Source organism: Streptomyces sp. SA15 (assembly GCF_002291145.1).
Taxonomy (GTDB): Bacteria; Actinomycetota; Actinomycetes; order Streptomycetales; family Streptomycetaceae; genus Streptomyces.
Genome location: NZ_NTGE01000080.1, coordinates 129,710 through 155,259 on the forward strand (window position 1 = coordinate 129,710; position 25,550 = coordinate 155,259).

At 71.4% G+C, this 25,550-nt stretch carries 13 protein-coding genes and 1 pseudogene; 7 read left to right on the forward strand and 7 right to left on the reverse strand.

All coding sequences use genetic code 11. The features are described from left to right. Positions 1-57 precede the first annotated feature (57 nt). Together CLM62_RS15325 and CLM62_RS15330 are read left to right on the forward strand one after the other, a co-directional pair. A complete protein-coding gene (locus tag CLM62_RS15325; RefSeq protein WP_095750407.1) occupies positions 58-10,950 on the forward strand; it encodes a non-ribosomal peptide synthetase in 10,893 nt (3,630 codons plus the stop codon). Then, complete coding sequence (locus CLM62_RS15330; protein ID WP_095750408.1) at positions 10,937-12,637, forward strand: ABC transporter ATP-binding protein; 1,701 nt, start codon at positions 10,937-10,939, stop codon at positions 12,635-12,637. Before CLM62_RS15325 ends, CLM62_RS15330 begins: the two co-directional genes overlap by 14 nt. Positions 12,638-12,719: 82 nt before the next feature. On the opposite strand, the gene CLM62_RS15335 is transcribed toward CLM62_RS15330, so the two are convergent. Both CLM62_RS15335 and CLM62_RS53045 read right to left on the reverse strand, forming a co-directional pair. After that, complete coding sequence (locus tag CLM62_RS15335) at positions 12,720-13,805, reverse strand: alpha/beta hydrolase-fold protein (protein ID WP_373559146.1); 1,086 nt, start codon at positions 13,803-13,805, stop codon at positions 12,720-12,722. Next, positions 13,759-13,881 (reverse strand): annotated as a pseudogene (locus tag CLM62_RS53045) (hypothetical protein); the annotation flags it as partial. The gene CLM62_RS15335 and the pseudogene CLM62_RS53045, both read right to left, overlap by 47 nt. Before the next feature lie 42 nt (positions 13,882-13,923). On the opposite strand from CLM62_RS53045, the gene CLM62_RS15340 reads away from it, so the two are divergent. From CLM62_RS15340 to CLM62_RS15350, 3 genes are all read left to right on the forward strand, one after another. Further along, positions 13,924-14,136, forward strand: coding sequence for an MbtH family protein (locus CLM62_RS15340; protein WP_095750410.1), 213 nt, complete (start codon positions 13,924-13,926; stop codon positions 14,134-14,136). Positions 14,137-14,282: 146 nt separating this feature from the next. Continuing rightward, entirely contained in the window at positions 14,283-15,860 is a 1,578-nt protein-coding gene (locus CLM62_RS15345) for an amidohydrolase (RefSeq protein WP_095750411.1), read from the forward strand. Beyond that, positions 15,857-16,087, forward strand: coding sequence for a hypothetical protein (locus tag CLM62_RS15350; protein WP_095750412.1), 231 nt, complete (start codon positions 15,857-15,859; stop codon positions 16,085-16,087). The genes CLM62_RS15345 and CLM62_RS15350 overlap by 4 nt, the downstream gene beginning before the upstream one ends. 88 nt (positions 16,088-16,175) lie before the next feature. Here CLM62_RS15350 and CLM62_RS15355 read toward each other — a convergent pair whose 3' ends face one another. Then, complete coding sequence (locus tag CLM62_RS15355) at positions 16,176-16,367, reverse strand: hypothetical protein (protein ID WP_095750413.1); 192 nt, start codon at positions 16,365-16,367, stop codon at positions 16,176-16,178. Positions 16,368-16,496: 129 nt separating this feature from the next. On the opposite strand from CLM62_RS15355, the gene CLM62_RS15360 reads away from it, so the two are divergent. Continuing rightward, positions 16,497-17,342, forward strand: coding sequence for a GNAT family N-acetyltransferase (locus CLM62_RS15360; protein ID WP_095750414.1), 846 nt, complete (start codon positions 16,497-16,499; stop codon positions 17,340-17,342). A gap of 174 nt (positions 17,343-17,516) precedes the next feature. Here the strand turns inward: CLM62_RS15360 and CLM62_RS15365 are convergent, their stop codons facing one another. Then, on the reverse strand, positions 17,517-18,497 hold the full coding sequence (locus tag CLM62_RS15365; RefSeq protein ID WP_095750415.1) for a threonine/serine dehydratase: 981 nt from the start codon (positions 18,495-18,497) through the stop codon (positions 17,517-17,519). A 668-nt stretch (positions 18,498-19,165) separates the two neighbouring features. Between CLM62_RS15365 and hflX the strand changes: the two genes are divergently transcribed. Beyond that, positions 19,166-20,614, forward strand: coding sequence for a GTPase HflX (hflX, locus tag CLM62_RS15375; protein WP_095750417.1), 1,449 nt, complete (start codon positions 19,166-19,168; stop codon positions 20,612-20,614). A 102-nt stretch (positions 20,615-20,716) separates the two neighbouring features. Here the strand turns inward: hflX and CLM62_RS15380 are convergent, their stop codons facing one another. The 3 genes from CLM62_RS15380 to CLM62_RS15390 all read right to left on the reverse strand — a co-directional run. Then, complete coding sequence (locus tag CLM62_RS15380) at positions 20,717-22,354, reverse strand: ABC-F family ATP-binding cassette domain-containing protein (protein ID WP_095750418.1); 1,638 nt, start codon at positions 22,352-22,354, stop codon at positions 20,717-20,719. 78 nt (positions 22,355-22,432) lie between these two features. Beyond that, positions 22,433-23,845 carry an MFS transporter gene (locus CLM62_RS15385; RefSeq protein WP_095750419.1) on the reverse strand — a complete coding sequence of 471 codons (1,413 nt, stop codon included), beginning with the start codon at positions 23,843-23,845 and terminating at the stop codon, positions 22,433-22,435. Positions 23,846-24,202: 357 nt separating this feature from the next. Beyond that, positions 24,203-25,550, reverse strand: a 1,348-nt coding sequence (locus CLM62_RS15390) for an AMP-binding protein (protein WP_143659075.1), incomplete at its 5' end; no start/stop codon positions are given.

Here is a 25,550-nt window from a genome sequence, read left to right on the forward strand (position 1 = left end):
TAACCCTAATTTAGCTGAGAGTTAACTTTCATACCTGGAAGGGGCGTTGAGTCTTCGATGAGGGAACCGAGCGCTCGTCTCGTACGGGTTTCACCCGCCCGCCTGGACGACGTACGCAGGCGAACCGGCGACTATTCCGACCGGACCATCACCGAAGCCTGCGCCATCGGGCTGTCGTACTGGGCGACGGGCCGGAGTCCCGACGGCATCGACCTCACCCCCGACACTCTGTTCGCCGACGTCCTCGGGTGGGTCGACAACGGCGGGGCCGCGCCCGGCGGTTGGGAGGTCGGCGCGGACGACCGGAGCATCACCGTCCCGGACGGCGTTGTGCCGGCCGAAGCTCAGCTCGCGCTCGACGATCTGGCCGACTTCCCGGACCGGCCCATCAGCACCATCGGTCCGTCGAGCGTGGCGGCGAGACTCGAGGCCCTGGCCGAGTGGAACGACACCGAGGCCGACCGGGTCCGCCCGACCATCGTGGAGATGTTCCGCGAGCAGGCGCGGACCAGACCGGACGCCGTAGCCATCGTCGACGAGCACCGATCGCTGACCTACCGTCAGGCGAGCGAGCTCTCCAGCCAGTTGGCCCACCATCTGATCGAACGCGGACTTGACCACGAACAGGTCGTCGGCATCTCACTGAGCCGCTCCGCCGACATGGTGATCGGGCTGCTCGCCGTGCTCCAGGCGGGATGCGCCTTCGTGCCGCTCGATCCACAGTGGCCCGCCGCACGCCGGTCCGTCGTCATCGAGGACGCGCGGGTCGTCGTACAGCTCAACGACTCGGGCGAGCACGACCCGGCCGAACCGGAAGCCGTGGCCGTAGACCTCGGCGACTGGCGGTTCGGGTCCTACCCCACCGAGGGGACCGGGGTCACCGTCCTCGGCGACGCCCTGGCCTACGTGATCTTCACGTCCGGTTCGACCGGACGGCCCAAGGGTGCGATGATCCGGCACGAGGCGATCAGCGAGCGTCTGCTGTGGCAGGTGGGCGAGATCCTCGGCTTCGGCCACGACGACGCGTCGCTGTTCAAGGCGCCGCTGTCCTTCGACATCTCCATCAACGAGATCTTCCTGCCGCTGGTGTCCGGCGGCAGGCTGGTGGTCCTGCGGCCCGGCGGCGAACGCGACCCGCACCACCTGCTCAGCGTGATCGCCGAGCAGCGCGTCACCTTCACGTACCTGGTGTCGTCCATGCTGGACGTACTGCTGGAGATCGCGGGCGACTCCGGGAAGCTGGACAGCCTGCGGCACGTGTGGTGCGGCGGCGAGGTGCTGACCCCCGAGCTGTACGAGCGATTCCGCACCCGGCTCGACATCCCCATGTACCACGGCTACGGCCCGGCCGAGACGACGATCGGCGTCTCCCACGTCATCTACCGGGGCGCGGCCGAACGCCTGTCGACATCGATCGGCAAGGCCAACCCCAACACCCAGCTGTACGTCCTGGACGACGAACTGCGCCCGGTCCCGCTCGGGGTCGGCGGCGAACTGTACGTGGGAGGGTTCCTCCTGGGACGCGGGTACGTGGGCGCGCCCGGCCTGACGGCGTCCCGGTTCGTGGCGAATCCCTTCGCCGACGACGGGTCCCGGCTGTACCGGACCGGCGACCTCGCGCGGTTCGCCCCGGACGGTTCGCTGGACTTCCTCGGCCGGGCCGACAACCAGATCAAGATCCGCGGCATGCGGCTGGAGATCGAGGACGTCGAGGTCGGACTCGCGGAGCACCCCGGCGTACGGCACACCTGCGTCGTCGCGAAGAAGAACGCGGCGGGCGGCACCTACCTGGTGGGGTACGTCATCCCGGCCGCCGGCAGGGAGGACCTGCGGGCCGACGAGGTCAAGGCGTGGGCCACCGAGCACATGGTCGAGCACATGGTGCCCGCCCACATCGTGGTGATGACGGAGTTCCCCCTCACCGCGAACGGCAAGCTGGACCGGAACGCGCTGCCGGAGCCCGCGATCGGAACGGGCTCGCTCCTCCAGCCCACCACCGACAACGAGCGCGCGGTGTGCGCGGCGGTCGCGGCGGTCCTGCGGCTCGAAGAGGTCGGTGTCGACCAGGACTTCTTCCAGCTCGGCGGAGACAGCATTCTGGCGATCTCGCTGCTGAGCGCGCTGCGCGACGCGGGTCTCTACGTCACGGCGCGACAGATCTTCGCCAACAGCACCGTGGGGGCGCTGGCGGCTGTGGCGAGCCGTGAGGACGTCTCCACGGTGGACCACCGTGATGTCGCGACCGGTTCCGTCGTGGGATCGCCCATCGTGCAGTGGCTCGGCGAGACCACGGACGCGATCGACGGCTTCGTACAGTCGGTGGTGCTGAACACCCCGGCGGACCTGACGGCCGACGCGCTCGACGAGATCCTCGCCGCGGTGGTCCGGCGGCACGACATGCTGCGCGCCAAGCTGGTGCGCGGCGACCGCTGGAGCTTCGACATCCCGGAGGCGGACCAGGCCGCCGCGGGGTGGCAGGAGAGCGACCGGCCGCTCGGCGAGTGCGTCGCGCTCGCCACCGAGGGGTTGGACCCGGCGGGCGGCGTGATGCTGCGGGCCGTCTGGCGCCGCGAGGCACGCCAACTGGTCCTGGTCGCCCACCACGTGGTGATCGACGGCGTGTCCTGGCGAGTCCTGATGGAGGACCTGGCCACCGCGTGGCGGCAGTTCGCCGCGGGCGCGCCCATCGAACTGCCCCCTGTCGGCACGTCGTTCCGGCGCTGGACGCAGTTGCTGGAGCGCGCCGCGTTCGACGCGGACAGTTCCTACTTCTGGCGGCCCCTGCCGGGAACGGACGAACCGGTGGGCAGGCGCGCGCTGTCCGAAGCCGACACCGTCGCGGGGGAGCGGGTGCGGACCGTCTCGGTCGGCCCCGAGGTCACGGCCGCGCTGCTGGGCGAGATCCCCGCGAAGTTCCACGCGGGCGTCAACGACGTACTGCTGACCGCGCTCGCCGTCACCCTCGCCCGATGGCGCCGCGACCTCGGGCAGGATCAGACGTTCGCGCACATCGAACTCGAGGGACACGGCCGCGAGGGAGGGTTCGTGGCGGGCTCCGCCGGCTTCGAGCCCGAACTGTCCCGGACCGTGGGCTGGTTCACCACCCTCTTCCCGGTGACCGTGGACCCCGGTACGGCGGCCGACTTCACCGCACCCGAGTACCTGGCCGCCGCGCTCAAGGCGGTCAAGGAAGACCTCGCCCGGGTACCGGACAACGGCGTCTCCTACGGCGCCCTGCGGTACCTGACGCACACCGAGTTCGACGCGCCCGCACCCCAGGTGCTGTTCAACTACCTGGGCCGCTTCGACGCGGGCGCCTCCGGGGACTGGCAACTCGCGGGCACCACAGGCCAGTTGGGCGAGAAGCGTGACCCGAGGATGCGCCTGCCGCGCGCCCTGGAGTTCAACGCGATCGCAGAACCCGCCTCGAGTGGCGAGTACGAGCTGGTCACGAACATCTCGTGGCCGGACGGGATGTTCACCGACGACGACATCGCGACTCTCGGCGAGTACTTCCGGGGGGCCTTGGCCGCACTGGCCGCGCTCGACCAGGGCGGCCACTCTCCCAGCGACTTCGGCCTGGTGCCGCTCACGCAGTCCGACGTCGACGCCCTGGACGGCCCGGCACTGCGGGACATCCTGCCGCTGACCCCGTTGCAGGAAGGCCTGTACTTCCACTCGGTCTTCGACGACGACTCGACGGGCGCCTACGTCGAGCAGCAACTGCTGACGCTGAACGGCGAGGTGGACGCCGACCGGCTCGCGGCGGCGGCCACCCGGCTGCTCACGCTGTACCCGAACCTGGCCGCGCGGTTCGTGGCCCTCGCCGACGGCCGTGTGGTCTGCGTCCTGGAGAGCGGGGTGGAGGCGCCCTTCACCACGCTGGACCGCCCCGGCATCACCAACGACGAGATCCGCGACCTGGCCGAGCGGGACCGCCGCGCCGGGTTCGACCTGGCCACCGGCCCGCTGATGCGGTACACGCTCATCCGCGGCGGCTCCGGCCGCAGCGTCCTGGTGCAGACCGTGCACCACATCATCGCCGACGGCTGGTCGGTACCGCCGATGCTCCGCGCGCTGCTGGCCGAGTACCACGCTCCCGGGACCGTGTACCCGATCGGCGGCTTCCCCGACTACGTGCGCTGGCTCGCCGGACGCGACGACGACGAGAGCGACCGCGTATGGCGCGAGCAACTCGCCGAGCTGCCCGGCCCCTCGCTGGTCGCCGAGGGGCACACCCCTTCCGACCGGTTCGCCGACACCGCCGTGGAGCCGGAGGACGACATCGACGCGGCCGCCCGGTCGGCCGGCGTGCCGCTGAGCGTGGCCGTCCACAGCGCCTGGGCGGTGACGCTGGGCGGCATCCTGCACGGCAGGGACGTGGTGTTCGGTTCCACGGTGTCCGGGCGCGACGCGGATGTGCCCGGCATCGAGACCATGGTGGGTCTGTTCATCAACACGATCCCCGTACGCGCCCGTTGGGCCGGTACGACCACGGCGCGCGACCTGCTCGCCTCGGTGCGGGAACACCAGAGCGCGGTACTGCCGCACCAGCATGTCTCACTGGCGAGGATAGGCCGCCAGGCCGGCGCCGGCTCCCTGTTCGACACCCTGGTGGTGTTCGACGTGGCGACCGATGTGGACGGTCTGCGAGGGCCCGACCACGAGCTGGTCATCACCGACATCGTGAACGAGGGCGCCCCGCACTACCCGTTGACGCTGGTGGTCGAGCGGGCGCTCGACGGCCGTCCGCGCTTCAACCTGATCTACGACGGCGAACTGCTGCGGGGGGAGAGCGCCCAGGCGATCCTGCGCACGTTCACCTCGGCCCTCACCGGTCTGCTCACCCGGCCGGATGTTGTGGTCGACGACCTGGCCTCCGAGGATGCAGAGCGTCCTGTGCGGATCACCCCGACGACCCTGGCCGGGCTCTTCGACGCCGCCGCGCACCGCGACCCGGCCGCCACCGCCGTCACCCAGTGCGGTCTCGACGGCGGTACCCGGTCACTGACGTACGGCGAACTGGCGGACGCCAAGAACGAGTTGGCGTCGGCCCTGCGCGCGGCCGGGGTCGGGCCGGGCAAGCGGGTCGCCGTAGCCGTCCCGCGCTCCGTCGAGCAGGTCGTCGCACTGGTCGCGATCGTCACCGCGGGCGGCGCGTACGTGCCGCTGGACCTGGCGTACCCGGACGAACGACTGGAGTACATCCTCGCCGACGCCGCTCCGCAGGTCGTTCTCGTGGACCGTGAGCAGCGGGACCGCTTCACGGAACTGCTGGCCGGGGCAGGCGTGTCGGCCCGGGTGCTCGTGCAGGGAGACGACTTGCCGGTGGGGGACACCACCGCACCCGAGGTCAGTCGGCACGACCCCGCGTACGTGATCTACACGTCCGGATCCACCGGCAGGCCCAAGGGTGTCGTCGTCCCGCACTCCAGCGTGGTGACGCTGCTCGCGAACACCCAGCCCGACATGGAATTCGGCCCGCACGACGTGTGGGTCCAGTTCCACTCCTTCTCCTTCGACTTCGCGGTCTGGGAGCTGTGGGGCGCCCTGGTGTACGGCGGTGAGCTGCTGGTGCCTGAGTACGGGCTGACCCGCTCCCCGGTCGACTTCCACCGGCTGGTCCGCGAGCGCTCAGTGACCGTGCTCAACCAGACCCCCTCGGCGTTCTACCAGTTCATCGAAGCGGACCGACTTGTCGGCGAGCCGGTCACCGCACTGCGCCGGATCATCTTCGGCGGCGAAGCGCTGGATCTCGGGCGGCTGCGCGGCTGGGTCGAGCGGCACGGCACCGGCTCGCCCGAGCTGGTCAACATGTATGGCATCACCGAGACCACCGTCCACGTCACCCACCGAGTGCTGACCGACGAGGACTTCGCCTCCGGCGACGACGTCAGCCCGATCGGCGGCCCGATACCCGGCCTGGTCACCTACCTGCTCGACGACCGGCTCCGGCCGGTGCCGCCGGGCCGGGTGGGCGCCATCTACGTCGCAGGCGACCAGGTGTCGCTCGGCTACCTGGGCAGGCCGGGGCTGACCGCGGGCCGGTTCGTTGCGGACCCGTTCGCCGGCGACGGCTCCCGCATGTACCACACGGGTGACCTCGCCCGCCGCACCCTCGACGGCGAGCTGGAGTTCGTCGGCCGTGCTGACGACCAGGTTCAACTCAAGGGATTCCGGATCGAGTTGGGCGAAGTTGAGTCCGCGATCAGGGAACTCGACGGCGTGGTCGATGTGGCGGTCACCGTGGCGGACAGTGGCGACCACCTGGTCGCGCACGTCGTGGGCCGGGTGCCCGGCGACTTCGCCGCTCTCCTGTCCACGAAACTGCCCGTGCACATGGTGCCGGGTCGGGTGCTGCCGGTCGACGCCCTGCCGCTGACGGTCAACGGCAAGCTGGACCGCAAGGCCCTGACCGAACGGGCAGCACAGGATGACACCCCGGTGGCCGTGAGTGATTCCGCGCTCGCCGCCCTGGTCGACATCTTCGCCGAAACGCTGCCCGGCTCCGCCGTGGACGGTGACACCGACTTCTTCAGGGCCGGCGGCGACAGCATCGTCGCCATCACCGTGATCAACCGGGCCAGGGCACTTGGCCTGCCGATCGCGCCACGGGACGTGTTCCTGTTCAGGACACCGCGCGCGCTCGCAGAGCACCTGCGGACGAGCACACCGCAGGCCGCGGCGGCCTCCGCCCCCGCCCGCCGCGAGGACGGCCCGCTGACGCCGACGCCCATCATCCTGCGCCAGCGGGAACTGGGCGGATCGCTCGCCCGATTCGCCCAGGCCAGGACGCTGGCGGTCCCCGAGGGCACCGGGTTCGCCGACGCCGAGCGCGCCGCGAACGCCGTCGTGGCCGCGCACCCGGCTCTCCGGCTCCGGCTGCGCGTCGAGCACGGCGTGTGGGCACTGCGCACCGAACCCGCCCGCGAGGTCACCGTCGTACGGCCGGACACGACCGACGCGACGACCGCGGCCGACGAAGCCGCCGGACGGCTCGATCCCGAGTCCGGGGACGTCATCGCGTTCTCGTGGCTGGAGGCGAGCCGGACCCTGGTGGTCACCGTGCACCACCTCGCCGTCGACTCGGTGTCCTGGCTGGTCCTGCTGGACGACCTGGCCACCGCCATGCGCGGGGAGGCCCTGGCGCCGCCGACCACGTCCTACGCCGAGTACGCCGAGGCACTGGCGCTCCGGTCCACCGATGCGATCGACGACCTCGGGCACTGGATCACCACGCTCCAGGCCCCTGCGCTGCTGCCCGCGGTCGCGGGCTTGCGCGAGACCACTGTCGTACTCTCACCCGAAGTGACCGACCGCGTGACCCGTACCGCGCCCGCCGCACTCGGCGTCGGTCTCACCGAGTTGCTGTGCGGCGCGCTGCGCACCGCGCTGACACACATCCAGCCCTCGCCGACCGATCTCGCGATCGAGCTGGAGCGGCACGGCCGGGTCCCGGTCGTCGAACACCACGACTACACCCGCACGGTCGGCTGGTTCACCTCCATCGCCCCCGTACGGCTCACGGCGCACACCGACCCGGTCGCGGCCGCACGCGAGGTCGCCGAACGCCAGCCGGACGAGCGCGCGCACGTCGCCTACGGCCGGCTCAGGTACCTCAACCCGCAGACGGCCCCGCTGTTCAACACCACCACCCGCCCCCAGGTGCTGTTCAACTACCTCGGCCGAGGCAGCGAGTCCCAGGCGCTGCACATCACCGGTGGCGATCAGGGCAGCCCGTACGCCGTCGAGGTCAACGCATGGCTCGACGAGGCCACCGGTAGCCTGCAGGCGGCCTTCACCCTCGCCGAGGGCATCCCCGACGAGATCACCGAGCACTGGCGGAGCGCGCTGGAGCGCATCGCGGACGCCTCCGCGACGGCCGAGCGTACGGCACCGGTGACCCCGCTCCAGCGCGGCCTGTTCTTCCAGGCCCAGATGGCGGGCACGGCCGGACACTACGTCGCGCAGAGCTGGTTCACCTTCGACCGGCGCCTGGACACCGACGCGCTGGCCGAGGCGATGGCGTACGTGATCGCGCGGCACCCGGTCGTGGGCGCCGGCTTCACCACCGACGACGACGGAAACCCGGTCCAGGTCCTCAAGGCGGGACGACGGGTCGATGTCCGTACGGTCGCTCTGTCGACGGACGCGGACGTCGAAGCGCTGCGCACCCGCGACCGCGACACGGGATTCGACCCGGGGGAGCCGCCGCTGATCCGGTTGACCGTGGTGCGCCTGCCCGACGACCGCGACGGCCTGCTGCTGAGCTACCACCTGCTGTTGTGGGACGGCTGGTCCCGCGAGATCGTGCTGCGGGACCTGTTCGACGCCTACAGGGCCGTCCTCGCGGGCGAGTTGCTCGACCCGGCCCCGGCCACCCCCGGCTTCGAGGACCACGCCCGGGCGCTGGACGCCAAGGACTCCGCCGTATCGGAACGCTTCTGGGCGGAGCACTTGACCGGCCTGACCGGCCCGACGCTGCTCGCCGGACCGGCGCCGACCCTTTCGGACGGACTCCCGCGGTCGCTCGTACACACGCTGTCCGCCGAACAGTCGGAACTGCTGCGGGAAGCGGCCAGGGTGCACGGCGTCACGCTGAACTCGATACTGACCGGCGCCTTCGGCCTCCTGCTGGGCGCCCACACGGGGCGGAGCGACGCCGTGTTCGGCGTGACCGTCTCCGGCCGGGAGGGCGAGGGCCTGGACGGCATCGTCGGTGTGCTGCTCAACACCGTGCCGATGTGGACGCGGGCCCGGCCGGACGACACGGTCCGCGATTACCTGTCGGCCGTGCAGGCGGCCAGGGTCGAGGCGATGGAGCACGAGCACCTGGGGCTCGGTGAGATCCAGCGGGCCAGCGGGCACGACACTCTCTTCGACAACCTGTTCGTGCTCCAGAACTTCCTGGACATGGACGCGTTCGCCGAGATGAACGCCAGGCACGGCATCACCTCGGTGAAGGCGGACGACTCCACCCACTACCCGTTCACGTGGGTCGTCACGCCCGGCGACCGGCTCACGGTCAAGCTGGAGTACCGCGACGACGACACCGCGAACGCCCGTCATCTTCTCGACGACTACCTGCGCGTGCTCGAAGACCTCGCCCGGTCGACCGGGCCGGTGGGCGCACTGCGGGGTCTGGGGCCGGAGCCCGAGCCGGCCGAACGCACGGACGTCGGCACGGACACGGTCGTCGACCGGTTCGACCAGGCGGCGGACCGCGCCCCGGAGCGCGTCGCGCTCGTCGCCCACGGCGAGACCATGACCTTCGCGGGGCTCCGGGACCGCAGCCGCGCGGTGGCGGGTGTGCTCGCCCGGCGCGGCATCGGCCCCGAGACGACCGTGGGTCTGGCGATCCCGCGCTCCCTCGACTCGATCGTGGCGCTGTTCGCCGTATTGCGCGTCGGCGCGGCGTACGTGCCGCTGGAGCTGGACCACCCGGACGAGCGGATCGCCGCGATCGTCGCGGACGCCCGCCCGGACGTGATCCTCACCGTGAGCGCCGTATCGCCTCGGTTGACCGGCGACCTGATCGAGCTCGACCGACCCCTGCCTGAGGCCGAGCCGTATCTGACATTCGCGCCGGACGACCCGAACCGCCTGCGGCACCCCGCGTACACGATCTACACCTCCGGCTCCACCGGGAAGCCCAAGGGCGTGGTGACCGAGTACGCCGGACTCACCAACATGCTGATCAACCATCAGCGCCGGATCTTCGAGCCGGTGCTGGCGGAGCACGGCCACCGGGTCTTCCGGATCGCGCACACCGTGTCGTTCGCGTTCGACATGTCGTGGGAGGAACTGCTCTGGCTCGCCGACGGCCACGAGGTGCACATCTGCGACGAGGAACTGCGCCGTGACGCGCCCCGGTTGGTCGAGTACTGCCTCGAGCACGGGATCGACGTCATCAATGTGACCCCGACCTACGCACAGCAACTGGTGGCCGAGGGACTGCTCGACAACCCGGCGCGGCGGCCGGCGCTGGTGCTCCTGGGCGGCGAGGCCGTCACCCCGACGCTGTGGCAGCGGCTCGCCGAGACCCAGGGGACGGTCGGCTACAACCTGTACGGACCCACCGAGTACACCATCAACACCCTCGGCGTCGGCACCTTCGAGTGCCAGGACCCGGTGGTGGGCGTGGCCATCGACAACACCGATGTGTACGTGCTGGACCCCTGGCTGCGGCCGCTGCCGGACGGCGTTCCCGGTGAGCTGTACGTGTCGGGCATCGGCATCGCGCGTGGCTACCTCGGGCAGCCCGCCCAGACCGCGCACCGCTTCGTCGCCTGCCCGTTCGGCGAACCCGGCGAGCGCATGTACCGCACCGGGGACCTGGTGGTCCGGCGGCCCGACGGGAACCTTATGTACCTGGGCCGCACCGACCAGCAGGTCAAGATCCGGGGGCACCGGGTCGAACTGGGCGAGGTCGAGGCGGTGTTCGCGGCGCATCCGGCGGTGCGGTTCGTCGCCGCGGTCGCCCAGCCCGATCCGCAGGTCGACGGGGCGTACCGGCTGGCCGCTTACCTCGTCCTTGACGGCTCCGACCTGGCGGCGGTCGCCGCCGAAGTGGGCGCCGGGCTGCCGGACTTCCTGCGCCCGACACACTACGCGCAGGTCGACAGCATCCCGCTGACGGTGAACGGGAAGGCCGACACGAAGGCGTTGCCGGAGGCCAAGCCGCTGGGGGCGCTGACCACGGCGGGGGAGCGGGGACCTGAGACCGAGACCGAGACCGTGGTGTGCGAGTTCTTCGCCGAGGCACTGGACCTGGACGACGACGAGGTGAGCGCGGTGAGCGACTTCGTGTCCCTCGGAGGGCACTCCATGCTGGCGGTACGGCTGATCGGGCTGCTCCGCCGGGAGTACGGTCCTGCGATCACGATACGAGAACTGTTCACCCTGCGAACCCCGGAAGCGATTGCCCGCCACCTCGATGACAACTCCTGACACGCAGCGGCCCCGACCGGGGTCCGACATCCTCCGGACCGCGCTGCGCCGCAACGTCGGCGCCATGGTCTGGGGCACCGTCCTCATGGGCTTGTACCAGGCGGGTGAGACGGCCTTCCCGATCGCGCTCGGCCTGATCGTCGAACACACGATGCAGGACCGGAGCCTCGGCGCGCTCGGCCTGTCGATCGCCGCCTTGGCGGTGATCATCACGACGGTGTCGTTGTCGTGGCGGTTCGGGATGCGCATCCTGCAGAAGGCCAACACGACCGAGGCGCACCGCTGGCGGGTGCGGGTCGCGGCCTGCGGACTGCAGCCGGTGGCCAGGGACGTCGACCTCAAGTCCGGCGAGGTGCTGACCATCGCCACCGAGGACGCCGACCAGACCGCCGACATCATCGAGGTGGTGCCGCTGCTGATCAGCTCGCTGGTCGCGGTGCTGGTCGCGGCCCTCGCGCTGGGCCTGGCCGACATCCGTCTCGGCCTGCTGGTGATCGTGGGAACCGTCGCGATCCTGTCGATCCTGAGCGTGATGTCCAAACGGATCGGCTCCAGCACCCAGGAACAGCAGGCCCGGGTCGCGCGGGCCGGCGCGAAGGTCGCCGACCTGATCACCGGCCTGCGCCCGCTGCACGGCTTCGGCGGCAACCACGCGGCGTTCCGGTCCTACCGGAAGGTCAGCACGGAGGCGAAGCACCAGGCGATCACCGTCGCGAAGGTGAACGGCGCGTACGCCGGCACCGCGCTGGCCCTCAACGCGATCCTCGCCGCCGCGGTGACCCTGACGGCGGGCTGGCTGGCGTTCGGCGGCCAGATCACCATCGGTGAGCTCGTCATGGCCGTGGGGTTGGCGCAGTTCATCATCGAACCGCTCAAACTCTTCTCGGAGATGCCGAAGTACGTGATGATCGCGCGCGCGTCGGCCGAGCGGATGGCGCTGGTGCTGTCCGCGCCGCCGGTCACGACCCCGGGGCCGGGGCGCCCGGCCGCGGGCGGGGACTTGGAGATCGACTGCGTCCGCTACGGGACCCTGCGCAAGCTGAGGTTCCAGGTGGCCGCCGGCGAGTTCGTGGCGATCGCCGCCTACCAGCCGCGCGCGGCGGCCGACCTCGCCTCGATCCTGGCCGTGAACGTGCCGCCCGACGCGTACGAGGGAGTGGTGCGGGTCAGCGGGCAGGAGCTCGCGGACCTGTCGATCGAGGCGGTCCGCGCACACATGCTGGTGAACCCGTACGACGGGGAGATCTTCGCGGGCACCCTCCGTACGAACATCGACCCCTCGGGCACCAGCCGGACGGTCCCCGAGGCCGTGGAGGCGTCCATGCTGACCGACGTCGTGGCCCTCCACCGGGAAGGGCTCGACTACGGCGTCCGCGACCGCGGCGCGAACCTTTCCGGGGGGCAGCGCCAACGGCTGTCCCTGGCCCGCGCCCTCGCCGCAGACACCGACGTCCTTGTCCTGCACGACCCGACGACCGCCGTCGACGCGGTCACCGAACAGCTCATCGCGCGCAACGTCGCGAAGCTGCGCCGGGGCCGCACGACCGTCGTGATCACCAGCAGCCCCGCGCTCTTGGACGCCGCCGACCGTGTGCTGGTCCTGGACGAGGGCGTCATCACAGCAGAGGACACCCACAGGAACCTGCTGGCCACGGACGAGGCGTACTGCTCGGCGGTGGCCCGGTGAAGCGCCGCAAAGGGGCGCGGGGCTGTGTCGATCTGCGGCTCCGCCGCGTGGGCGCGACCAGCCCCCACCGACCCGCGGGTGACTACCGTGCCCCCAGTGCCCAGGCGACATCCCTGAGCAGCGCCTGCCGCCAGCCCGCCCGGTCGTGACCCGACGCCGACCGCGAAACCCGCACGGTCGCGCCGGCCTGCTCGGCCAAGGTCTCCACCAGGTCGCAGTGCGGCAGCATTCGCGTCTCGTGTTCCCCCACATCGAACGCGACCCGTGTACCGGACAGGTCGGCGCCCTTCCGCAGACGCGCGGCGACGGCCCCGCCGACCGGGCCGCCCAACGGGTCCGCCAGACCCATGGCATCGGGCGTCCACCAGAACGAGCCCGACTGGCAGGCCACGCGGGACACCAGGTCCGGAAACTCCAGCGCCGCGTACATCGCGCTCAGCCCGCCGAGGCTCTGCCCGGCGACCACCAGCCGGTCACGGTCGGCGGGTACGCCGGTTTCCGCCACCAGCGGCAGCAGTTCGTCCCGGACCGCCTCCCACAGCTCGGGCCTGCACGCGAACTCGGCCTCCCGGTCCTTGGCCGGAAGGAAGACGAGGGTGACGGGAGGCATATCGCCGCTGGCGACGGCCGAGTCGAACGCGGTCATGGCCGGGTGCAGGTACAGCCAGTCGTCCCCGTCGAGCAGCAGAACCACCGGCCCGCCGCCGCCCGCCGGGTGGACTCGCACCGTACGCCGCCCGCCGAGCCGCCTGCCGGCCCAGCGGATCCGGGTGCGCGGGAGGGGCAGGACGCCGTCGGCGCCGACGGCGGGCCAGTGCGGCTGGGCCGGGGCGTCCGGGGTCGCGGCGATGGACCGGTCACCGCCCGCGCCGACAGGGTTGAACGGATCGGCGTACGCCGCGTCGCCCGCGATGAACTGGTAAGTCACCCGCATCCGCGCGGGCATGCGCACCTCGGCGTACCAGCAGTCCGTGTCGCCCCATCGGCGCAGGGGCACCGGCTCCGACCAGCTCTCGAAGCCGATGCTCGCTTCAGACCCGCGCCACAGGAACAAAGTCGCCCAACCGCCGTCGTCGGCCGGTACCGACGCGGGTGTCCCCGCCGCCGCCCAGAACTCGTCCGTGCCAGGTTTGCCGGGCAGTCCGAACTCGACGAAGGCGTGCTCCACATCGGCCGGGCCGGAGACGGGCTCGGGCATGAACGTCTCCTTGTGAGAGGGAAGGACCAAAGGCTAGGCTCCGCAATTAGGCGAGCCTAACCTAATCAGTAACCGAGGAGGCGCTGAAATGAGCACCAACCCTTTCGATGATGCCGAGGGCCGTTTCCTGGTCCTGGTGAACGACGAGGGCCAGCACTCACTCTGGCCGTCCTTCGCCAAGGTGCCCGGGGGGTGGACGATCGTCTTCGACGAGAACACCCGAGAGGCGTGCCTTGACTACATCGAAGCCCACTGGACCGATCTGCGCCCCCGGTCCCTCGCGGCGTCCCTGGATGTCTGACCTTCACCGCGAACCGCCCCGCCAAGCCCCTTCTCCATGACAAGGACGGCTTGGGCTCCCGGATCGACACCCTGGGCGGAGCAAGGCCAGAAGGCGACCCGCGCCGATCTCAGGACAGAGACAAGCCCAAGGAAGAGCCCTCGCTGATGCTCTGCACCAGACTGACGAACGCCCGCTTCCTCACCATGGACCCCGACCACCCCGTCGCCCACGACCTGGGCATCTGGCGGGGCCGCATCGTCGGCCTGGACGAGGCCGTGACCGCGCTGCCCGCCCGCGAGGTGATCGACCTGCAGGGCGCCACGGTGCTGCCCGGCTTCATCGACCCCCATGTGCACCTGGCCTGGACCGGCTTCAAGGAGAACACCCCGAGCATCGCGGGCCGCACGCGGATCGACGACGTACTCGCCATCGTGGAAGAGGCCGTCACCCGGAAGGGCTCGCCTGGCGCGTGGGTGAGCATCGCCGGCTACGACCAGCGGGCCCTGGGCCGCCACCTGACCGCCGCCGAACTGGACCGGGTCAGCCACGGGCACAAGGTGTTCATGCTGCACGACTCCGGGCACGGCTGCGTCGTCAACTCCGCCGTGCTCGACCTGCTCCCCGCCGACATCCCGCACGACAACGGCTTCCTCGCCGAGGGCGCCATGGGAGCCGCCCGCGCACTGCGCCTGCCCCACTCCCAGGAGGATCTGGCCGAGGCGATCGGGCGCGCCGCCCGGACCTGCCTGGCCGAGGGCGTCACGGCCTGCGCCGAGGCAGGCATCGGCGGCACCCTCCTGGGCCACAGCCCGGTCGAGCTGGGTGCCTACCAACTCGCCTCCGAAACAGGCCTGTTGCCACTGCGTGTGCAGCTGATGGTGTCCGCCGACCGGCTGCACCCGGTCGCCGCACATGAAGCCGACGGTATTCCCCGGGCCCTCGACCTCGGCCTGCGCACGGGGTTCGGCGACGACCGGCTCTCCGTGGGCGCGCTGAAGATCTTCACCGACGGCGGCATGATGGCCCGGACCGCCGCGCTCAGCAGCCCGTACGAAGGGCTGGACAGCACGGGCCAGTTGCAGGACGACCCGGACGTGCTCGCGGACACGATCGTGGACGGCCACCTCGCCGGCTGGCAGCTCGCCGTCCACGCGATCGGCGACCGCGCGGCCGACGTCGCCCTGGACGCCCTGGAACGGGCCCAGCGCCTCCGCCCGCGCCCCGGCGCCCGACACCGCATCGAGCACGCCGGCCTGATCCGCCCCGACCAGCTCCCGCGCTTCGCGCAGCTCGGCATCAGCGCGGTCGTCCAGCCCAACTTCCTGCGCTGCTTCGGCGACGACTACGCGGCGATCATGGGCGAGGAGCGGGCCCCGTGGCTCTACCGCGGCAGGGCGTTCCTGGACCACGGCATCACGCTGGTCGGCAGTTCCGACCGCCCCGTGACGGACGGATCCCCGCTGCGGGCCATCCAGTTCATGGTCGAGCGCGCCTCCGAGTCCGGCCAGGTGATCGGCCCTGACGAGGGCATCACCGTCGACGAGGCCTTGCGCGCCTACACGGTCGCCGGCGCCTTCGCCTGCCACTGGGAGGACAGCCTGGGAAGCCTCACCCCCGGCAAGCTGGCCGACCTGGTCGTGCTCGGCGACGATCCTCGGCGCGTCGATACGTCGCGTATCGCAGACATCGAGGTGGTGGCGACGTACGTCGACGGCGACGAGACCGGGAAGTCGCTGTCGTGAGCGGGGAGTCGGCGTCTGCCGAGAGCTACGCGCATCTCTGGGAGGACGACGTGTTCCGGCATCGCTGGGTCATCTGGAACACGGCCGGGCAGACCTTGGTCTTCGACCGTGAGACCAACTGCCCCGCGGACATCGGCGACGAGAGGGTCCTGCCCGAGGTTCTGCGCAGGATGCGCGAGGCGGGCGTACCGGAGACCGACGAGTATCCGGGCCGCCCGTGCGCGTAGGAGCGATCGCCGCGATCCTGCCTGGGGTCGCCGGCGGCCGTAGGTATCTGCCGTGCCGTGTCGTGATGGTCGCGGGCGGCCGCGTGGTTCACGTGACCAGGTTGTGGAGTCTGCGGTTCGGTTCGGCGCGCTCGACGTCGTTGATGGTCAGGGCGATCGCCCGTCGGTAGGCCTCGGCTGCACCCGCCGCGTCGCCCGTCCGTCTGAGCAGGTCGGCGTGCGTCGCGTGCAGCGGCTGGTACTGGGCCAGTGCCGCGTGGCCGAGCAGCGGAGCGAGCATCTGAATGCGTGCGAGATGAGAACATGGGGTGCCTGCAGGTGCGTCTGTCCCCGGCTGTCGCAGACGTGAACCGTACCGACGGCGAATCTCGGGTGCGGCGTGGCATGGTCCCGTGATGGGATGCGCCGCATGAACGACTCGCTGCGTGCCCGTATCGAGCGGTACTACGCCACCGTGCCGTTGCTGTTCTCCGACGCCGAAGAGTTCGGTCCGTTACGGCTGTTTGTGCGAAGGAAACCAGGTGCCCCGTATTACGGCGGCCCCAGCCATGCTCAACCCGCTGCTGAGGGGTCGTCGTCCGTGACCGCCGCTGACATCGCCCGGGTGCGGGCCCGGCAGCGCGAACTCGGCGTGCCGGAGGCTTTCGAGTGGCTGGCCGAGGCGGCTCCGACGCTGCGTGCCAGCATCGAGGCCGTTGGCCTGCCGGTGGCGGAACGCCCGCTGATGGCTCTGGATCCGCACCAACAGGTTGGTCCACAGCCCTTGCCGGACGGCGTGAAACTCCGTGCGCTGACGGCCGATGATCCCGCGTTGCCCGCAGCCCTCGCCCTTCCCCGCCTGGCCTTCGCCGAGGAGGGCACCGCGGTGGGCTCGGCGGGCCGCGAGGAACTGTCGGTGGCGGCCGGAGAACTTACCGAGGACGGCACCGTGGCGACGGTCCGCCCCACGATCCGTGCCGGGCACAAAACACTCATCGCTGCCCTCGCCTCGGACGGCACCCCGCTGGCCGTCGGCCACTACCACCCAGCCGGCGGCACCACCGAGATCGGCGGCATCGGCACCCTTCCCATCGCCCGCCGCCAGGGTCTGGCCGCAGCCGTCACGGCGGCCCTGGTCAGCCACGCTCGCGACCACGGGGTGAGCACTGTCTTCCTCGCCTATGCGGAGGACGCCGTCGCTGGCATCTACTCACGCCTCGGCTTCCGCTCTGCCGGCAGCACCCTTCTCATCGCCAACCAGCCCGCACGATCGTAAGTTCGCAGGCTGGGGAAGGGAGATCCTGGCCGGCGTCGAAGGTCCCCCGGTCAGTGATCCAACGCGGCGCATGGGTTCAGGGTAGTGACCGGTGCCGGGCTCCCTGTCACCCGGCATCTGCCGGGCCCGGTCGGTGCACTGCGACCTGGAACGTTTCGTACACGGGAGCAATTGTCAAGACCTGTGGATGGGAGCCGCACCGACCCAGCGGCGATAGGCGTCGACGTCGACGTTGCTGCCGCACACAATGGTGACTACGTGTCGGCCGGCGAAGCGGTCACGGTCTTCGAGGATCGCCGCGATGCCGAGCGCGGCCGACGGTTCGACGACGAGGCCGGCGTGGTCGAGGAGCATCCGCATACCGGCGATGATCGACGCCTCCTGGACCAGGACGGCGTCGTCGGCGACCAGGAGGAGGTCGTCCAGGACGGCCGGGATGGGACACCGGCCGGCGACGCCGTCAGCGATGGTGTTGGTCGAGTCGGTGGTGACGACGCGCCGCCTGCGCCAGGAGTATGTCATCGCCGGTGCGCCCAGCGGCTGGACGCAGATCACCTCGACTTCGGGCGCGGTGGCCTTCACCACATGACCCACACCGGTGGCCAGCGCCCCGCCGCCGAGAGCGATCAGGACGGCGTCGAACGACGGCACCATGTCCACCAGCTCCAGGCCGATGGTCGCCGCGCCCTCGCAGGTCTCGAGGTCCAGGCTGTCTTCGAGTAGCCGGATGCCGTCGTAGCGCGCGATGGCCGCCGCCCGCTCGCGGGCCATCTCGTGGTCGCCGTCCACCAGTTCCAGCCTGGCGTCCAATGCGCGGATGCGATCAATCTTGGCCGCAGTGGCGAAGCGGGATGCCACGACGGTGACGTCGAGCCCGCGGCCGCGACCGGACCAGGCGAGGGCTTGGCCGAGGTTGCCCGCACTGGCGCACACCACGGCTCGCGGGCCGCTGTCGGCGAGCAGGCTCGCGACGACCTCGGTGCCGCGGCCCTTGAAGCTGCGGACCGGGTTCGCCGTTTCTAGCTTGATGCTCACCGTGCACCCGAGGTCGGGCTCCAGCGCCTCGCAGCGGTACAGCGGAGTGTCGAGAAAAATCGGGTCGATCACCCGGCGGGCCGCCCGGATCCGAGCAGTGTCGAGGCGCGTCTCCTGCACGACACAGCAGCGTAGTGCCGCCGACGCTGTTCCATCGAGTAATTGTCAACTGGTGACCTTGGTCCGCAAGCGCACCGTCGCGAAGCCGGTACTGGCAGCGGAGACACTGACCGACGCGGCGATGGCCGGAAGCAGCGGCGTAACCACGAAACGGTCGGTTCCCACGAGGAACTGAGTCAGCCACGCCAGGGCGACCGTCCCTGCCGAGAGGCCGGCCGTCCCTGCCGCCGGGCCGCCACTCGTCGAGCGCCTGACCCGAAGCCAGACCCGTCGCCCGGAGCCCGCCACCGAGGCCCCGCAACGCGTGCTCCGGTCGCCGATCCATCCAGGCCGAGATCACTCGGTCGGGGTTCCTTCGTCAGAAATGGGGCTGCGCCCGCCCTGATGGACCCGTAGGGTGGATCTTTATGAGGAACGGCATCTGATTCTGTGACGCGGCGCGTCGAGAGCGCCGCCCCGTAGCGGCCCCGTCCACCGAGCCCGCCGTAAGGCTTCGGGCTCTCCCGCGGTGCCACTCACTGGTGTGCCCTGATGCCTGGTTCCCGTGCTGCTGAGCTGCGGCCTTTCGCTTCCTTTTGTCACCGCCTGTCGGCTGTCCTGTCGAGTCCGGAACCAGCGAACTTCTGCACGACCAGTTCAGAACCGCCCGTGAAACGGAAAGGACTTCTATGACACGCCCCGAGAACTCCGCCTCCCGCCATGAGCGCGCCGATGCCCTCATGGACGACCGGCTCGCCGTGCCCGGCGCTGACGACTTCGACGGCGAGCAGTTCGAACGGGAGGAGCGGGCCGCACTGCGCCGTGTCGCCGGCCTGTCCACCGAACTCAGCGACGTCACCTCGGTCGAGTACCGGCAACTCCGCCTGGAACGGGTCGTCCTGGTCGGTATCTGGACCTCGGGCACGGTGGGCGAGGCCGAGCGCTCCCTCGCCGAACTCGCCGCCCTGGCCGAGACGGCCGGCGCCCTGGTGCTGGACGGGGTCATCCAACGACGCCAGAAGCCCGACCCGGCCACGTACATCGGGTCCGGCAAGGCCTCGGAACTGCGGGACATCGTGGACGATGCCGGAGCCGACACCGTGATCTGTGACGGTGAGCTCAGCCCTGCCCAGCTGGTGCGGCTGGAGGAGGTCGTCCGCGTCAAGGTCGTCGACCGTACGGCTCTGATCCTGGACATCTTCGCGCAGCACGCGAAGACCCGTGAGGGCAAGGCCCAGGTGGCGCTGGCGCAGATGCAGTACATGCTGCCCAGGCTGCGCGGCTGGGGGCAGTCGCTGTCCCGGCAGATGGGCGGCGGCGGGGGCGGCGGTATGGCCACCCGTGGTCCCGGCGAGACGAAGATCGAGACGGACCGTCGGCAGATCCAGAAGAAGATGTCCCAACTGCGCCGGGACATCGCGCACTTGAAGACGGGCAGGGACATCAAGCGGGAGGAGCGGCGGCGCAACAACGTGCCGTCCGTGGCCCTCGCCGGCTACACCAACGCCGGCAAGTCCTCGGTGCTGAACCGGCTCACCGGAGCGGGTGTCCTGGTGCAGAACGCCCTGTTCGCCACCCTGGACACCACCGTGCGGCGGGCCGAGACCCCCAGCGGGCGCACGTACACCCTCACCGACACCGTCGGTTTTGTACGCCATCTGCCCCATCACCTCGTCGAGGCGTTCCGCTCCACGATCGAGGAGGTGGCCGACGCGCATCTCGTCCTGCATGTGGTCGACGGGTCACATCCCGACCCGTGGGCGCAACTCCGCTCCGTGCGGGAGGTGCTGCGGGACGTCGGCGCCGCCGCGAGCGCGGAGGTCCTGGTCGTCAACAAGGCCGACGCGGCCGACCCCGACGTACTGGCCCGCCTGCTGGACGACGAACCGGACGCGATCGTCGTCTCCGCGCGGACCGGGCAGGGCGTCGACGAACTGCGCGCCCTCATCGACGAGCGGCTGCCGAGGCCGACCGAGGAGGTCGAGGTCATGCTGCCCTACTCGGCGGGCGGCCTCATCTCCCGCGCCCACCGGGAGGGCGAGGTCCTCTCCGTCGAGCACACGGCGCAGGGCACGCTGCTCAGGGCCCGGGTGGAACCAGCTCTCGCGTCCGAGCTGAAGGCGCATCTGACCGTCTGAACCAGCAAGGGGTGCGCGGTCCACGACCGGAACCGCGCACCCGCCGGGGCCGCCCCGGCTGCGCCCCCGAGCCCGGGGCCGCCGGAGCGGCGCACATGGGTGTCAGTGACCTGACCGTGCCGTCGCGACGCCGGTTGTCTCGCCGTTCTTCAGGATGAGTTCAGGACCCTCCCAGGAACGGCGCAGCCAGCGGTCGTGGGAGGCCACGACGACGGCACCGGGCGCCGTCTTCAGCGCCTCCTCCAGCTCCTCGGCGAGGCTGAGGGAGAGATGGTTGGTCGGCTCGTCCAGCAGCAGGACGTCCGGCGGCCGGGCGATCAGCAGGGCGAGCGCGACCCGGCGGCGCTGGCCGATGGACAGCTGCCCCACCGGCCTGCCGAGGTCCCGGGCCGGCAGCAGCCCCAGCTGCGACAGCGGCGGGGAGTCCTCCCGTGCGGCCCGCTCGTACAACTGGCTCGCGCTGCGGCGGCCGTCGGCGAAGTCGACGTCCTGCTCCAGGAGGCCGACGCGCACTCCGGGCGCCCGCTCCACCGTCCCGGAGTCCGGTGCGAGGCGGCCGGCGACCACGTTCAGCAGGGTCGACTTGCCCGCCCCGTTGGGGCCCGTGACCAGCAGCCGCTCCGCGGGGCCGACATCGAGACGCTCGACGCGCAGCCGCCCGGCCAGCTCCACGGCGCGCAGCGACACCGCGGGCCCGTCCTCCTGAGCCGCCCTCCCGGTGAGCGTGGCGGCGAACCGCAGCGGAGGCGGCGGCTTGCGCACCTGAGTGCGTTCCAGCTCCTCCAGCCGGTGCTGCGCGTTGCGGATCCGCCGCGAGATCTGCCGCTGCACGCGCCCGCCGGCCCGGTCGTAGGCCATCTTGTTGTTGTCCTTCATGGCCCGCGCGTGGTTGACGGCCCGGGCGGTCACGTCCACCGAGGTGCGCAGCTGGGCGAGTTCCTCCTGCTCGGCCTCGTACTGCTGCTCCCAGCGCAGCCGTTCCAGCCGCTTGGCCTCGAGGTAGTACGAGTACGAGCCGCCGTAGTGCGTCACGCCGCCGCGGGAGGGGTCGAGGTCGAGGATGTCGGTGCACACCGCGTCCAGGAACACCCGGTCGTGGGAGGCCAGCACCACCGCGCCGGGCATCTCGTTCAGCCGTTGCTCCAGGAAGCCGACCGCGTCGTCGTCCAGGTGGTTGGTCGGCTCGTCGAGCAGCATGGCCTCCGGCTGACGGATGAGCAGGGCCGCCAGCGCCAGGCGGGAGCGCTGCCCGCCGGACAGTGTGCCGAGCGCTCGCGTCGGCTCCACGGAGCCCAGGCCCAGACCGGCGAGCACCAGCTGGGCACGCCGGTCGGCGTCCCACAGGTCGTGATGCTGGGCCCACTCCAGCGTGTCGCCGTAGTCCGCGAGGACGTCCCCGTCGTCCGGACGCTGCTCCAGGAGGGCCGACAGTCTCTGCAGCCGGGCCGCGGCGGCGCGGATGTCGGACAGGGCGTCGTCGACCACGTCCTGCACGGTGGTGTCCGCAGCGAACGGCAGCTCCTGCCGGAGGAATCCGACGTCCTGGGGCCGTTCGACGAATCCGGAGTCCGGTTCCTCGACACCCGCGAGCAGCCGCAGCAGCGTCGATTTCCCGACACCGTTCTCTCCCACCAGGCCCACACGCTGACCGGGGGAGACCGACAGCGACAGCTCGTTCAGCACGCGGTGGTCCGCGTAGTACTTGACGAGGTCACCGGCGTGTAAGCGCACAGTTGGCATGGAAGGGGACCTTCTCGTTCCTGATCGGGGGCGGCAAGCGACGGTCGGGGACGGGCGCGCGGGCTCCGCCGGCCGGTCTCACGCGGACCGGGGATCGGATTCGGCGGCGCCCGCGGTGCGCGGCTCGTGCCGCACCACCAGGAACGCGGCGACGCAGGACAGCACGGCCAGAACGGTGGCGGTGGTCATGGCGGTTCCGAAGCGCCTGCCCGTCTCGCCGAGGGCGATGCCCACCAGCGCCAGTCCGACCGCGCCGCCGAGCTGCTGGCTGGAGTTGACCAGCGAGGCGATCACACCGGAGGTCCGCTCGTCCGCGCCGTGAGTGGCGGCGGTGGCGGAGGAGGGCAGCCCGGCGCCGATGCCCGTGGCGAACAGCAGGATGCCGGGCAGCAGCCCCACGTATCCGAGGTCGCCGGCCTGGGCCCAGGCGAGCAGCAGCGCGCCCGCCGCGGTGCCGACGCAGGCGACCGTCAGCACCCGGCCCGCGCTGTAGCGCACGGTGGCCCTCTCGCCGAGTTTGACGCCGGTCAGCGAGCCGAGCGCGAACGGCACGTAGGCCAGGCCCGCGGTCAGCGGCTCGTACCCCAGGCCGTTCTGCAGGTACAGCGTCAGCACCAGGAAGCCCTGGAACATCGCGGCGCACAGCAGCACCGCCGCCAGCAGCGCCCGGGACCGGACCGGCCCGGCGAACACCCCCTTGGCGACCAGGGGGTCGGCGGAGCGGCGCTGGTCGACGACGAAACCGGCCAGCAGCAGCAGCGCCAGCACCGCGGCGATCGCCGTCGCCGCCGGGTCCTTCTCGCCCTCCACCGACAGCAGGGCGTAGACGAGGAGGGACAGGCCGCCGGTGAGCAGCGTGGCGCCGCGCCAGTTCAGCGGCTGGTCGGCACCGCCCGGGTGTACGCCGCGGACCAGCCGGGGCAGCAGGAGCAGCGCCACCGCGGCGATCGGCAGGTTGATGAAGAACACCCAGCGCCAGGACGCGTAGCCGGTGATGACGCCGGAGAGGATCAGACCGGCCAGGGCTCCCACGATCGCGGTCGCCCCCCACAGCGCGAACGCCCGCGCCCGCGCGGCGGGTTCGGTGAACACCAGGGTCATCAGACCGAGTACGGCGGGGGCCACCAGCGCGGCGCCGAGGCCCTGCAGTGCGCGGGCGCCGATCAGCTGCCAGGGCTCCACGGCCAGACCGCACGCCAGCGAGGCCAGGGCGAAGACCGAGGTGCCGACGGAGAAGGTCCGCACCAGGCTGTAGCGGTCGCCGAGCCGCCCGCCCAGGATCAGGAAGCCGCCGAAGGCCAGCATGTAGACGTTGATGACCCAGACGATGGACGAGGGGGAGAAGTCCAGTTCCCGCTGGATGGTCGGCAGGGCGATGTTGACGACGTTGTCGTCCATGGTGAGTAAGAGCTGGGTCACACACAGGATGGCCAGGACGGCCTGCGGGTGCGAGGTGCCCGTGTCCTGCGCTGTCGAGGGCGCGCTCTGCATCGGTGGGGGGTCCTCTCGGGTACGAAGTCGACGGCGCACCGCGTCAGACGCGGAGGGTGAACCGCGACAGGGCGGTCACGCTGATCTGCGTGCGGTCGTCCCCCCGAAGGACCCCGGCGCGGAAAGAGGCACCCGTTGCGTGCGGCACGGGGCCACGGACACCGGCCGTGTGGGAACAGGGATGCGGGGGCGCCCACCCCCGCCCGGAGCCCGGACTCCGCTCCGTCCGGCGGCGCAGGCCTGGCGCGCGGCTGACGGAACGGGCATGAGTGCGGGCGCTCGCTTCGCTGGGGGTCGACTGCACGGTGGTCGCCGCGAGGGCGCGCTGGCTCCTGGGCGACGAGCGATGACAGTGTTTCACAGCGCTTCCTGCGAGGCCCAGTCGATTTCGGCGGCGGGGGAGGGAATCGGACACGCGGAGCGATCGGCCGACCCGTCGGGGGTGTGCGGGTCGGCCGGGATCCGCGCCAGGCGGGCGTGGTCGATCTTGCCGTTGGCGGTGACGGGCAGGGCATCGGTGAGGGCGATGTGGTGCGGCAGCATGTAGGCGGGCAGGGACCGCTCCAACGCGCCCTTCAGCTCCTCCCGTACGGTGTCCGCGTCGCGCAGCAGCGCCTGCGGGGTCAGGGCCGCGTGCGCCAGCAGCCGCGGCCGGCCGTCGGGTCCCCGGATGATCGAGGCGACCGCGCGCCGGACGTCCGGGAGCCGGTCGAGGACCGACTCGATCTCGCCCAGCTCGATCCGGTGCCCCCTGATCTTCACCTGCCGGTCCCGGCGCCCCAGGAACTCGATGGTGCCGTCCGTGCGCCACATGCCCAAGTCCCCGGTGCGGTAGACCCGTTCACGCAGGACGGGGTGGACGGGGAACCGGGCGGCCGTCTGCTCCTCGTCGCCGGCGTAGCCGCGGGCCAGACCCCGGCCGCAGATGTGCAGTTCGCCCGCCCGCCCCACCGGCTGCGGGCGGCCCTCGTCGTCGAGGACGTGGAAGAACTGCCCGCGCAGCGGCCGCCCGTAGGGGATGCTGCGCCACTTTGGCGGTACCTCGCCGACCGGGTGGCAGATCGACCAGATCGCCGCCTCGGTGGCGCCGCCCGCGCTGATCACCTCGACGTCCGGAACCAGGGCGCGCAGCCGGCCGGGCAGCGTCACGGGGATCCAGTCGCCCGACAGCAGCACCCGGCGCAGCGGGGCCAGTTGCCGGGCCGCGGACCCGGGGTCGGCCTCGGCCAGGTCCAGCACCATCTGCATCAGGGCGGGAGCGGTGTTCCACAGGGTGACGCGATGCCGCTCGACGAGGTCCATCCAGTGCTGCGGGTCGCGCTCACCGTCCGGGTCCGGCAGCACCAGTGCGCCGCCCGCGCCGAGCACCCCGAAGATGTCGTAGACGGACAGGTCGAAGCTGAGCGCCGACAGACCGAGCACCCGGTCCGACGGCCCCACGCCGAGCCGGTCGGTGATGTCGTCCACCGTGACGCGGGCCGCCGCGTGGTCGACGACGACACCCTTCGGCTCGCCCGTCGAGCCGGACGTGAAGATGATGTACGCCGGTGAGCCCGGCGCCGTCCGCGGTGCGGGTTCGCCGGGTCCGGGGCCCTGTCCGGCGTCGCCGAAGAGGGGGCCCGCGGCGGCGGTGTCCCCGGTGTCCACCGGGACGCGGGTCACGCCGGCCGGCAGCTCGGCCCGCGCCTCGGCCCCGGTCGGCGTG